This window comes from Veillonella sp. (assembly GCF_019414865.1).
Lineage (GTDB): Bacteria > Bacillota > Negativicutes > Veillonellales > Veillonellaceae > Veillonella.
On sequence record NZ_DXLG01000043.1, the window covers coordinates 1 to 12,779 of the forward strand.

Annotated in this window: 10 protein-coding genes; all 10 read left to right on the forward strand. The window is 39.4% G+C overall.

The genetic code is table 11. The features are described 5' to 3' along the window. The first annotated feature begins 13 nt into the window (after nt 1-13). Nucleotides 14-487, forward strand: a complete 474-nt coding sequence (greA, locus tag QZ334_RS04215; protein WP_105086162.1) for a transcription elongation factor GreA — start codon at nt 14-16, stop codon at nt 485-487. Between the two features lie 29 nt (nt 488-516). Beyond that, entirely contained in the window at nt 517-2,040 is a 1,524-nt protein-coding gene (lysS, locus tag QZ334_RS04220; RefSeq protein WP_295204856.1) for a lysine--tRNA ligase, read from the forward strand. Between the two features lie 132 nt (nt 2,041-2,172). After that, entirely contained in the window at nt 2,173-4,347 is a 2,175-nt protein-coding gene (gene speC, locus QZ334_RS04225; RefSeq protein WP_295232216.1) for an ornithine decarboxylase, read from the forward strand. A gap of 140 nt (nt 4,348-4,487) precedes the next feature. Further along, nucleotides 4,488-5,768, forward strand: a complete 1,281-nt coding sequence (guaD, locus tag QZ334_RS04230) for a guanine deaminase (protein WP_295232220.1) — start codon at nt 4,488-4,490, stop codon at nt 5,766-5,768. A 164-nt stretch (nt 5,769-5,932) separates the two neighbouring features. Beyond that, entirely contained in the window at nt 5,933-6,886 is a 954-nt protein-coding gene (locus QZ334_RS04235; protein WP_295232223.1) for a cation diffusion facilitator family transporter, read from the forward strand. A 124-nt stretch (nt 6,887-7,010) separates the two neighbouring features. Next, nucleotides 7,011-8,291, forward strand: coding sequence for a serine--tRNA ligase (gene serS / locus QZ334_RS04240; protein WP_295232225.1), 1,281 nt, complete (start codon nt 7,011-7,013; stop codon nt 8,289-8,291). Nucleotides 8,292-8,304: 13 nt separating this feature from the next. After that, entirely contained in the window at nt 8,305-8,949 is a 645-nt protein-coding gene (gene fsa, locus QZ334_RS04245; RefSeq protein WP_105090294.1) for a fructose-6-phosphate aldolase, read from the forward strand. Between the two features lie 66 nt (nt 8,950-9,015). Then, entirely contained in the window at nt 9,016-9,978 is a 963-nt protein-coding gene (glpX, locus tag QZ334_RS04250) for a class II fructose-bisphosphatase (RefSeq protein ID WP_005387249.1), read from the forward strand. Between the two features lie 166 nt (nt 9,979-10,144). Beyond that, nucleotides 10,145-11,410, forward strand: coding sequence for a UDP-N-acetylglucosamine 1-carboxyvinyltransferase (gene murA / locus QZ334_RS04255; protein ID WP_105086170.1), 1,266 nt, complete (start codon nt 10,145-10,147; stop codon nt 11,408-11,410). Then, nucleotides 11,391-12,776, forward strand: a complete 1,386-nt coding sequence (locus tag QZ334_RS04260; protein ID WP_295232229.1) for a rod shape-determining protein — start codon at nt 11,391-11,393, stop codon at nt 12,774-12,776. The genes murA and QZ334_RS04260 overlap by 20 nt, the downstream gene beginning before the upstream one ends. Nucleotides 12,777-12,779 lie beyond the last annotated feature (3 nt).

Here is a 12,779-nt window from a genome sequence, read left to right on the forward strand (position 1 = left end):
GAGTGGGGTACCCATGGCAGACGTAAAAGAAACATTACTTACCGCCGAAGGTTTAAAGAAATTAGAAGAAGAATTAACGTATTATAAATCTGTACGTCGTATTGAAGTGTCTGAACGTATTAAGACTGCTATTGAATATGGCGATATCAGTGAAAACTCTGAATATGACGATGCAAAAAATGAACAAGCTTTCATCGAAGGTCATATTGTAGAGCTTGAAAATAAAATTAACACTGCGAAAATCATCGACGAATCCGTAAAAGGTGATGTTGTATCCGTAGGTAGCAAAGTAACTGTATTAGATACAATGTACAATGATGAATTAGAATATGTTATCGTTGGTTCCTCTGAAGCGGATCCATTTAACAATCGTATCTCTAACGAATCTCCTGTAGGTAAAGCTATTTTGGGCAAACGTAAAGGTGATGAAGTAGAAGTTTCCACACCAGATGGTCCTGTTACATTCAAAGTGTTAGCAATCCAATAATTTACATTTACTGACGAAGAGGCGATAACATGAGTGAAGAAATTAAAAATGTACAAGAAGAGCTGAATGAGCAAATGCAAATTCGCCGCGACAAATTGGCTGAATACGAAGCGGATGGTATCTATCCATTTGGTCAACGTTTTGTTGTAAAAGATAATGCAAAAGACATTAAAGATGACTTCTTCTTGAAATATGACGGTCAACCTGTAGTTATTGCAGGCCGTTTGATGACAATCCGTTCCCATGGTAAAACAGCATTTGCGAATATGCGTGATAAATCCGGCGATATTCAAGTATATTTCCGTAAAGATGTATTGGGTGAAGATGCTTATAAATACGTAAAAATGCTTGATATCGGTGATATTATCGGTGTTGAAGGTCACGTATTTAAAACTCATACAGGAGAAGTTACAATTAAAGTTAACAAATTAACTTTGTTATCCAAATCTTTACGTCCATTACCAGAAAAATGGCATGGTTTAAAGGATACAGAACTTCGTTACCGTCAACGTTATGTTGATTTAATTGTAAATCCTGAAGTGCGTGATACATTTGTAAAACGCTCTCAAATCGTTGCTAAGATTCGCGAATACATGATGCGTGATGGCTTTATGGAAGTAGAAACACCAATGATGCATGCTATCCCTGGTGGTGCTGCTGCACGTCCATTCATCACTCACCACAATGCGCTTGATATCGATATTTACATGCGTATTGCACCAGAATTGTACCTCAAACGCTTGATCGTTGGTGGTATGGACCGCGTATTCGAAATGAACCGTTGTTTCCGTAACGAAGGTATCGATAATCGTCATAACCCAGAATTCACTACTATTGAATCCTACCAAGCTTATGGCGATGTAGAGGATGCAATTCGCTTAACAGAAAACCTCGTGTCCTACTGTGCTCAAGAAGTTCTCGGTACACAAGAAATTACATACCAAGGTACAGAAATCAATTTGACTCCACCTTGGAATCGTATCACAATGGCTGAAGGTGTAAAAAAATACACTGGTGAAGACTTTGATGCAGTCACAACTGTAGAAGAAGCTCGTGCTATTGCAGATCGCTTAAATGTAGAATACACAGAAAATGATGGTATTGGTAAAATCTTAAATCTTTGCTTTGAAGATTATGTAGAAGAAAACTTGATTCAACCAACTATCGTATATGGTCATCCAAAAGAAATTTCTCCACTTGCTAAAGCAAGTCGTGAAAATCCTTTGGCTACAGAACGTTTTGAAGCATTCATTTATGGCCGTGAATTGGCAAATGGCTTCTCCGAGTTAAATGACCCAATCGACCAAAAACAACGTTTCTTGGATCAATTGAAAGAACGTGAAGCAGGTGATGATGAAGCTCACCGTATGGATGAAGACTTCGTTACAGCTCTTGAATACGGTTTACCTCCAACAGCTGGTTTAGGTGTTGGTATTGACCGTCTAGTTATGTTCTTAACAGACTCTGCATCCATCCGCGATGTATTATTGTTCCCATTGATGAAACCAGAAGCTCCTAAGCATATTGAAGCTGAAGAAGAAGCAGCTGAATAATCTAAAACTAAAAGGCTCCCTATTCTTTGAGTAGGGAGTCTTTTTATTCGATATATGTTTTTATACTATGTTTTATTCCATATGTCTTGATTATATATCGAGTGTGATTCATAGTTACGAAAGGAGGAGGCTGTGAAACATTTAAAGGTTGCTTTATCTGATTCCGTACAATCCAAAATTGGCTCTTTAGAGGGTCGTATATGTGTTCCTGTTTGTGATACAGATTTTATAGATGTTGGTGCTGTTGTCATTGGTGATTGTGACTTAGAGCGTATCAATAATAATCAAATTCATACCTTTGGTATACCTGTTATTCTCCTAAGATTTGATGAATCTAAGGATATATCTTTTTATAAGGACCGCATTACATCTATTATAGAGTTTGCCTCTACAAATATGGACGACTGCAAATCAGAGATAGAAAAGCTTGTAGCAAGCTATGAAGATTCTATTTTACCACCATTTTTCAAGGCTTTATCTGATTATGTAGGCGATCAAAATTCGCAATTTGATTGCCCTGGACATCAAGGTGGTCAGTTCTTCTATAAACATCCTATAGGTCGCGCCTTCTACAATTTCTTTGGAGAGAATATATTTAGAGCGGACCTTTGTAATGCAGATGTAAAATTAGGAGATCTTTTAATTCATGAAGGGTATGCTTATGATGCGCAAGCGCATGCTGCGAAAGTCTATAATGCTGACAAGACCTATTTTGTGTTGAATGGTACATCTTCTGCGAATAAGGTAGTACTTAATGCTCTTTTAACACCGGGCGATATTATCTTATATGATCGTAATAATCATAAATCCATCTGCCATGGTGGTCTTGTTATGTCTGGTGCGACGCCTATATATCTTGAAACAGCACGTAATCCTTTTGGGTCCATAGGCGGTATTTTAGATCATTGCTTTGATGAAAGTTACATTCGCCAACTCATCAGTGAAAAATCTCCTGAAAAAGCAAAGGCTAAACGTCCTATTCGGCTGGCAGTCATTCAATTAGGCACCTATGATGGTACAATTTACAATGCGCGCCAAGTAGTAGATAAAATTGGTCATCTTTGTGATTATATTTTCTTTGACTCTGCGTGGGTGGGATATGAACAATTTATTCCTATGATGAAAGATTGTAGTCCCCTATTATTAGAGTTAGGTCCAAATGATCCTGGGATTTTAGTAACTCAATCGGTACATAAGCAACAAGCTGGCTTTTCACAAACCTCTCAAATTCATAAGAAGGATAGTCATATAAAGGGGCAAGACCGTTATGTAGATCATAAACGTTTTAATAATTCCTTTATGATGCATGCATCTACCTCTCCATTTTATCCGTTATTTGCATCTCTCGATGTAAATGCGAAAATCCATGAAGGTGAGTTAGGACAAAAACTGTGGCGTGAGTGTGTTAAAGTTGCTATTGAGGCTCGTAAAGCCGTGTTGGAGCAATGCAAATATCTCCGCCCGTTAGTACCACCTATGGTGCATGGTAAAAAATGGGAAGACGGAAATACACAGGTCATGGCGGAAGATGTAAATTATTTTGCCTTTGAACCAGAAGCAAAGTGGCATTCATTTAAAGGGTATGGTAAGGGGCAGTATTTTATCGATCCTTGTAAGTTCCAACTGATTACACCAGGAATTAATGTAGAGACCGGAGAATATGAAGACTTTGGTATTCCTGCTAATATTCTTGCTAATTATTTACGAGAAAATCGAATCATCCCTGAAAAATGTGATTTAAATACAATCTTATTCCTTATGACACCAGCAGAATCTAAGTATAAGATGGATGAGCTCGTGGAGGAACTCGTTCGCTTTGAAGAACTCATAGACCGGGATGCACCGATGGAAGAGGTATTGCCGTCTATTTACAATAGTCATATAGATACATACAAAGGCTATAGTATTCGTCAGCTATGTCAAGAAATGCATGATTTTTATAAGTCTAGAAATGTAAGCCTCTTACAACAACGCTTATTTTCTCGTGAATATTTCCCAGACTATGTCATGAATCCACAAGAGGCAAACTTTGAGTTCCAACGCAACAAGGGGGAATTAGTACCGCTACGCGAGGCGGAAGGTCGCATTGCTCTTGAGGGCGCTCTACCGTACCCACCTGGTGTATTATGCGTGCAACCTGGAGAACGGTGGTCTAAGACTGCGTGTGACTACTTCTTAGCCTTAGAGGAAGGCATCAATCAGTTGCCTGGCTTTGCACCAGAAATACAAGGTGTATACATTACTGAACAATCGAATGGGCATAAACAAGCATATGGCTATGTATTAAAAAAAGAATATGAGATGTAAATTATGACTGTGGCGTTCATCATTCACTTTGCTATTTAAATAGCATATACTATGAATCATATAGCATAGTCTATTAAAAGAAAATCTAGCGTGTTATATGAGCTTAGCACTTTAGGGCTCTAATCACGCGAGGAGGTTATATGAATTCGACAGTTATTTTAAAAGGGAATATCTTATATACACCGCGTCCTTCTGAATTTATATCGATTCAACATGGCTACATCATTGCCGTAGATGGTATAGTCGTATATTGTGGTGAAAGTATTCCACCAGCCTATGCGGATTATGAGGTTACTGATTATGGTGATAATCTCATTATTCCTGGCTTTGTAGATACACATGCACACGCTCCACAGTATTGTAATCGTGGCCTTGGGATGGATAAAGAACTTTTACCTTGGTTAGAAACCTATACATTTCCTGAAGAGGCAAAGTTTAGTGATCTAGATTATGCACGGTTAGTATATGGTGCCTTTGTACAAGACTTATGGCGCAATGGGACTACTAGAAGCATATTGTTCGGCACTATCCATAAAGAGAGCACATTAGTGTTGATGGAACTTTTACAAAAAGCTGGATTATCTGCCTATGTAGGGAAGGTCAATATGGACCGTAATAGTCCAGATTTCTTGATTGAAGAAACAAGTCAATCCTTAGTAGATACGAAAGACTGGTTAGAAGCATCAGTTTCATTTGGTCCTTTAGTAAAACCTATAATTACTCCTCGGTTTGTACCATCCTGTACAAGTGAGTTAATGTCTGGGCTAGGTAAATTGGCCGAAGAGTACAAGGTACCAATACAATCCCATTTATCTGAAAATCACGGAGAAATCGATTGGGTTGCATCTTTACATCCGGAGTCACCAAATTATACAGATGTGTATTATGAACATAAATTAATGGGGCGGATGCCAACGGTAATGGCTCATTGCATTCATTTAAGTGATGTAGAAATGGAGCGTATGGCTGAAACACAAACTATGGTATCTCATTGTCCATATTCTAATGTAAACCTATCAAGTGGTATTGCACCAATTCGTAAGCTAATGAAACGGAATATACCAATTGGTTTAGGCTCTGATATTTCTGGTGGTCATATGGTATCAATGGCAAAGGTTCTTACAGAAGCCATTGGATTATCCAAAATGAAATGGGTGGAAGTAAATTCAAATTATGCGCCCCTCACATTAAGTGAAGCCTTCTATATGGCTACGAAGGGTGGTGGTAAGCTCTTTGGTAAGGTGGGGAGCTTTGAAAAAGGTTGTGACCTAGATGCCCTTATCATTGATGATACAACACTATTTGACCCGAATGAACGCACCTTAGAGGAGCGGTTAGAGCGTTGGTTATATGTTGGTGATGATCGACATATCGTTGAGCGCTATGTAGCGGGCCGGGTATTACCTAATCCTCAAGGGTAATTATAGATCCGTGATTGTAGTGTCAACGCGAAAAATTAAATAGTATCTATGGCAGGTGGCTTGTATAGCATGCAAGCTACCTGTTTTATTTTGACCTCGTGTTGCGCATCAATGCCCTTGGTGTATAATAAAAAGATATATAAATTAAGAAAGTGGGGTACTTGATGGATATATTAGGGGCAAGGCGCTCTATAGAACAGAAGTTACTTATGCAATCCGTAGGGCTAATGGCCCTTGTAGCAGTAAGTGGCACTATAATGGGGATTGTTACAGGATCTAGCGCGGTCTTATTAGATGGCGTATTTTCTTTTGTCGATGTTGTTATTAAGATCATGATGCTCATGACGGCCAAGTTAATAGCCCGTGAAACGAGTAAGCGATTTCAATTTGGGTATTGGCAGTTTGAACCTTTGGTACTCGCTGTAGAAGGCTTCTTTATATTACTAATTGTAATTTACGCTCTATCTAGTGGCATTACAGATCTTATATCGGGCGGCCGTCATGTAGATTTTGGACCAGCCATTTATTATGCCATCTTCTTTACCGTAGCTGATACAATCTATTACTTGTATGTACGACGGATTAACAAGAGTTTACAGTCCAACTTAATTAAATTTGATAATGTGAGTTGGTATGTTGACGCGTTACTGGAAGCAGCTATCTTGATTAGTTTCGTAGTGGCTATTATGTTAGAAGGAACTGAATATGCCGATTGGGCCACTTATATTGACCCAATTGTTCTCATTGTATTGGCTGTACAGATGATACCGTCAGCGTTCCGTATTATCATCCCATCCGTAAAACAAGTATTGGGATGGGCACCAACTTCATTGCATAATGAAGTGCAGGAAATCATGGATCGTTTTATGGAAAAGTACAATTTCAAAGATTACGTTTCTAGTGTACAAGTATATGGGAACACTCGAATTATTGAAATTGATATTTTAGTTCGAAAGAACTTCCCATATCAAACGATTGCTGAAATTGATGCGATTCGCAATGAAATTGACCAGGAAATTGGAGGGAACCCAACGGAAAAATGGGTAACCATTTCTTTCACGGGAACCCGAAAATGGATGGCAAAAGATTATTTACTAGGAGAAGATGATGATGAATAGTATAAAAATTACTTAGAAATCTAGTAGATAGCTTATAATTTAATGATAAATACACCAATATATGGTATACTTAAACGTATTGAATATATTGTTCGTAGCATAGTTGGAAGATGAGGTTTATAGTATGTTAGACTTGAAATTTGTCCGTGAAAATATTGATTTAGTGCAACAAAACTTAGATAATCGTCACACGAAAGGCGATTTGGAAACCTTTGTATCCGCTTATGATGAACGTCGTCAGTTGATTGGTAAAGTAGAGGAGTTAAAAGCTCTTCGTAACTCCGTAACTGAAGAAATTAGCCAATTAAAACGCAATAAAGAAAATGCGGATGATAAAATCGCAGAAATGAAAAAAGTAGGCGATGATATTGCAGAGCTTGATAATCGTATTCGCGATGTAGAAGCTAAATTACGTGATGCGGCTTTGATGTTGCCAAATATGTGCGATGCATCTGTTCCTGTTGGCGCTGATGAAGATGAAAATGTGGAACAACGTAAATGGGGCGAACCACGTCAATTTGACTTTGATGTACAAGCTCATTGGGATTTAGGTGAAAATCTTGATATCCTTGATTTCAATCGCGCTGGTAAAATGAGTGGTGCTCGTTTCACAGTATATAAAGGTTTAGGTGCTCGTTTAGAACGTGCTCTTATTAACTTCATGGTTGATCTTCATGTAGATAAACAAGGCTACACTGAAATGATGACTCCATATATGGTAACTCGTGAGACTTTGACAGGTACTGGTCAATTACCTAAGTTTGCTGAAGATATGTACCATGTAGAGGATACAGAATACTTCTTGATCCCAACAGCAGAGGTTACATTGACTAATTATCATAGCGGTGAAATCTTGAGCGAAGAGGAATTGCCAAAATACTATACTGCATTTACAGCGTGCTTCCGTGCTGAAGCTGGTTCTGCAGGTCGTGATACGCGTGGTCTTATCCGTCAACATCAATTCAACAAAGTTGAAATGGTTAAATTAGCTAAACCTGAAGATTCTTACGCAGAATTAGAAAAGTTAACTGATAATGCAGAAGAAGTATTGCGTTTATTGGAATTACCATTCCGTGTCATTACACTTTGCACAGGTGATATTGGCTTTGGTTCCGCTAAAACATATGACGTAGAGGTGTGGATGCCAGCTCAAGGCAAGTACAGAGAAATTTCCTCTTGCTCCAATATGACTGATTTCCAAGCTCGTCGTGCAAATATTAAATTCCGTCGTGGACCTAAAGGTAAACCAGAATTCCTTCATACATTAAATGGCTCTGGTCTTGCTGTGGGCCGTACAGTAGCAGCTATCTTGGAAAATTACCAACAAGCTGATGGCTCTGTTGTAATTCCTAAGGTACTTGTTCCTTACATGGGTGGCGTAGAAGTAATCAAGGCAGCAAAATAAGAGGGGGCATTTGATGAAGTTCTTTATTGATACCGCAGAATTTGATGAGATAAAAGAAGCATATGCTTTTGGTTTTATCGATGGTGTGACTACTAACCCATCCCTTATCGTGAAAGCTAAACGCGACTTAAAACAAGTTATTTCTGAAATTGCAAATCTTGTAGAAGGTCCTGTAAGTGCAGAGGTTATTGCTTCTGATGCAGAAGGCATGATTGCAGAAGCTCATGAGCTTGTAAAATTAGGCTCCAATGTAGTTATTAAAGTGCCTATGACTCCAGAAGGTCTTAAAGCTGTTGCCGTGTTGAGCAAAGAAGGTATTAAAACAAATGTAACATTAATCTTCTCTGCTAACCAAGCTTTATTGGCAGCCCGTGCAGGTGCTACCTATGTGAGCCCATTTGTGGGTCGCATTGATGATATCAGCATGGATGGCCTTACATTAATTCAAGATATTGCAGACATATTTGCTATTCATGGTATTGAAACTGAAATTATTGCAGCTAGTGTGAGAACACCATTGCATATCATACAATGTGCTAAAGCCGGTGCTCATATTGCAACAGTGCCATTCAAAGTACTTATGCAAGCTATGAAACATCCATTGACGGATGCAGGGCTTGAAAAATTTATGGCAGATTGGAAACAAGCTAATCAATAAGTTAAGTATTCGGCTCAATGTAAGAGTCATATTACAATACACACAGGACTTATAAGGAGGCCTATTATGGATCGTACATTATCTTTGGAATTTGCTCGTGTCGTTGAAGCGGCTGCTTTACGCAGTGGTCGTTTACTTGGTCGCGGTCAAAAGGATGCAGCGGATGGTCTTGCTGTAGATGCAATGCGTCAAGCATTTGACTCTGTTCGTATTTCTGGTACAGTAGTTATCGGTGAAGGCGAAATTGATGAAGCGCCTATGCTTTACATTGGTGAACATGTAGGTGCTGGTGGCCCAGAAGTAGATATCGCAGTTGACCCAATTGAAGGCACAAACTTGATTGCAAAAGGCCAAAATGGTGCGATTGCAGTTATGGCTATTGCTGAAAAAGGTGGCTTGTTACATGCACCAGATATGTATATGGAAAAACTTTGCGTTGGCCCTCGTGGTGCAGGTGCTATTGATATTACTAAATCTTTGACTGAAAATATCAAAAATGTAGCAGCAAAAATGAATCGCAATGTCGATGAAATCACACTTGTTATGCTAGATCGTGAACGTCATCATGGCTTGATGAAAGAAGCTCGTGACCTTGGTGCACGTATTATGTTAATTTCTGATGGTGATGTTAACCCAGCTATGGAATGTTGTATTGAAGGTTCTGGTGTGCACATGGTTGTTGGTACTGGTGGTGCACCAGAAGGCGTATTGGCTGCAGCTGCTTTGAAATGCGTAGGTGGCGATATGCAAGCGCGCTTGAAACCAGAAACAGAAGAAGAAATTCGCCGTTGTCATGAAATGGGCATTACCGATGTAAATCAAGTACTTACATTGGATGATTTAGTTCGTACAGATGATGTTATCTTTGCGGCTACTGCTATTACTCGCGGTAACTTATTGAATGCTATTCAATACTTCCCAGGTGGTGCGCGTACACATACTATCGTAATGCGTTCTAAAACAGGTACTGTTCGTTTCTTAGATACAGTGCATATGGATGAAAAGCTAAAATCCTTAAAAGCAAAATAATAATTAGGCCCCTCAAAATGAGGGGCTTTTTTTCTCAGTATTTTCTCACAGTCTCTTGATGAGATATATCGAAAAATAGTATAATAACATTTAGTATATGACGTTATAAATACAACGTCTTGTAGTTCATACAAGATGATCGATATAAAGTGTAGGAGGAATTCTGTTGGAAAAGCTAATCATTCAAGGTGGCAACCGGTTGGAAGGCCGTGTACGTGTTAGTAGTGCTAAAAATGCGGTACTCCCTATTATTGCCGGTACTTTGCTAGCATCAACACCTAGTAAATTACTTGAAATTCCAAATTTGGAAGATGTAGGTACAATTTGCCAAGTTATCGAGTCTTTGGGGGTTAAAATTACTCGTAATAAAGCAGATGATGAAATTATCTTCGATGCGTCTACATTGACTGCTACGGAAGCTCCTTATGAGCTTGTACGCAAAATGCGTGCATCTTTCCTCGTAATGGGGCCACTTTTAGCGCGCAAAGGGGAGGCTAAAATCTCCATGCCAGGTGGTTGTGCGATTGGTGCACGTCCTATCGATCTTCACCTAAAAGCATTCGAAGCACTAGGTGCTAAAATTGAAATTACTGAAGATTATGTATATGCTCATGCTCCAGAAGGCCTTAAAGGCACTCAAATTTACTTGGATTTCCCAAGTGTAGGGGCTACAGAAAATGTAATTATGGCAGCTTCCATGGCGGAAGGTAAAACTGTTATCGAAAATGCTGCGGAAGAACCTGAGATCGTTGATTTAGCAACATTCTTGAATGCAATGGGCGCTAATATTCGCGGTGCTGGTACAAATGTAATCCGCATTGAAGGTGTGCCTCAATTACATGGTGCAATTCATACGGTTATTCCTGACCGTATCGAAGCTGGTACATATTTGATTGCCGCTGCTATGGCTGGTGGTGACGTATTTGTAGAAAATGCATTGCCAGAACATTTGAAACCAGTAGTAGCTAAGTTAAAAGAAGCTGGCGTTACTGTAGAGGAAGAAATTGATGGTATTCGCGTTATTAGTACTGGCAAAGGCATTAAAGCTGTTGATATTAAAACATTACCATACCCAGGCTTCCCAACAGATATGCAAGCTCAATTTATGGCGCTTACTACAATCGCTGAAGGTACAAGTACTGTAACAGAAACTGTATTTGAAAATCGCTTCATGCACGTTGCAGAGCTTCGCAAAATGGGTGCCCATATCGATATCGACAATCGTCAGGCGATTGTCGAAGGTATGCCACGCTTACATGGTGCTGTAGTTAATGCTACAGACTTGCGTGCAGGTGCGGCTCTTGTTTGTGCTGCGTTGACTGCAGAAGGTAGAACTGAAGTAGGTCGTCTACATCATATCGATCGTGGTTATGATGATTTCGTAGGTAAATTGCAAAGGTTAGGTGCTGATATTGTTCGGGTTGACGAATAAAAGTACAGAGCCAAAACAGAATAAAAAGAAACGAAGCCGGCGCTCAAAAGGGCCGGCTTTATACAACGAGCAACAAAACTTAGGTGCTGCAAAGGTTGAAAATGCTAAAACTAGTTCTAATCGCAAAGCATTACGAAGAACGAAACGCAAGTCTACGAAGCTTTCAGAGGGCGTAGCTAAGCAAGCTAGCCATTTGGCTTCCAATATGCGCGAAGCAATGGTTAAAGTCACCAAAATGCGCCGTGTTGAGCGTCGTAATCGTGAAACTGTTGCCATAGCGAAAACTACACCTGCTATGACATTAAAGCGTTTAGTTCGTCCTGAACAAGTAGGCGATTTAATGGGACGATTGAATCGTTCATTGAATTTTGACTTAGGTATAGATTTGGGAACTGCCAACATTCTTATCTTTGCTAAAGGAAAAGGGCTAGTCTTAGATGAGCCTGCCTATATTGCGCGTGATGATAAAACCGGAGATATTCTCGCGTTAGGTGAAGCTGCACGTTTTATGGTTGGGCGTACACCTAAAGGCATATCTGTTATTCGTCCTGTTCAAGCGGGCGTTATCGCAGATTACGATATGACCGAATTTATGTTAAAATACTTTATTCGTTCTGTTGTGCCTGCTTCTAGATTGATGAAAACGCGTATTATCGTATGTGTGCCATCTGGAATTACGCCTGTTGAAAAACGTGCTATTTTAGAGGCTTTACTTAGAACAGGCGCTAAAAAGACTGTTCTTATAGAGGAACCATTAGCAGCTGCTATGGGTACAGGTCTCAATGATGCTGACCAAGTTGGAGCTATGGTTGTCGATGTAGGTGGCGGTACTACTGATATTGCCGTTCTTTGTGATACTGGCGTTGTTGTGAGTGAATCCCTTCGCATTGGGGGAGATTCCTTCAATGAATCTATTATTCGCTATATACGTCGTAAGAAGCGACTTGTTATTGGACCTTTAACAGCAGAAAAGATAAAGATTTCTATTGGTACCGTAGATCGACGTGCTAAAGAACGAACTATAGAGGTTAGAGGGCGTGATGCCAGCTCTGGACTACCTAAGATGGTTGCTGTTAATTCCTTAGAAATTCAACGTGCCTTAGAGGCGCAAGTGATGAATATTTTAGAAGGCATTAAATCGATTTTAGAAAAAACACCTCCAGAACTTGTAGCAGCCATTAATGATCATGGTATCATTTTGACAGGTGGCGGTGCTCTCATCGATGGTTTAGATCGTGTTATTACACGTTCTGTTGGTATTGCATCTTATTTAGTTGAGTCTCCGCGATATGCTGTTATTAAAGGGGTTGCAAAAGCTCTTGATGAAATGTCACAATTGCGTGATACATTGGATGAATTACAATAAAAT

Bases quoted from the DNA above. Each gene is read 5' to 3' on its own strand.
- lysS (WP_295204856.1), top strand. From the start codon at position 517: ATGAGTGAAGAAATTAAAAATGTACAAGAAGAGCTGAATGAGCAAATG.
- serS (WP_295232225.1), top strand. From the start codon at position 7,011: ATGTTAGACTTGAAATTTGTCCGTGAAAATATTGATTTAGTGCAACAA.
- guaD (WP_295232220.1), top strand. From the start codon at position 4,488: ATGAATTCGACAGTTATTTTAAAAGGGAATATCTTATATACACCGCGT.
- fsa (WP_105090294.1), top strand. From the start codon at position 8,305: ATGAAGTTCTTTATTGATACCGCAGAATTTGATGAGATAAAAGAAGCA.
- glpX (WP_005387249.1), top strand. From the start codon at position 9,016: ATGGATCGTACATTATCTTTGGAATTTGCTCGTGTCGTTGAAGCGGCT.
- greA (WP_105086162.1), top strand. From the start codon at position 14: ATGGCAGACGTAAAAGAAACATTACTTACCGCCGAAGGTTTAAAGAAA.
- QZ334_RS04235 (WP_295232223.1), top strand. From the start codon at position 5,933: ATGGATATATTAGGGGCAAGGCGCTCTATAGAACAGAAGTTACTTATG.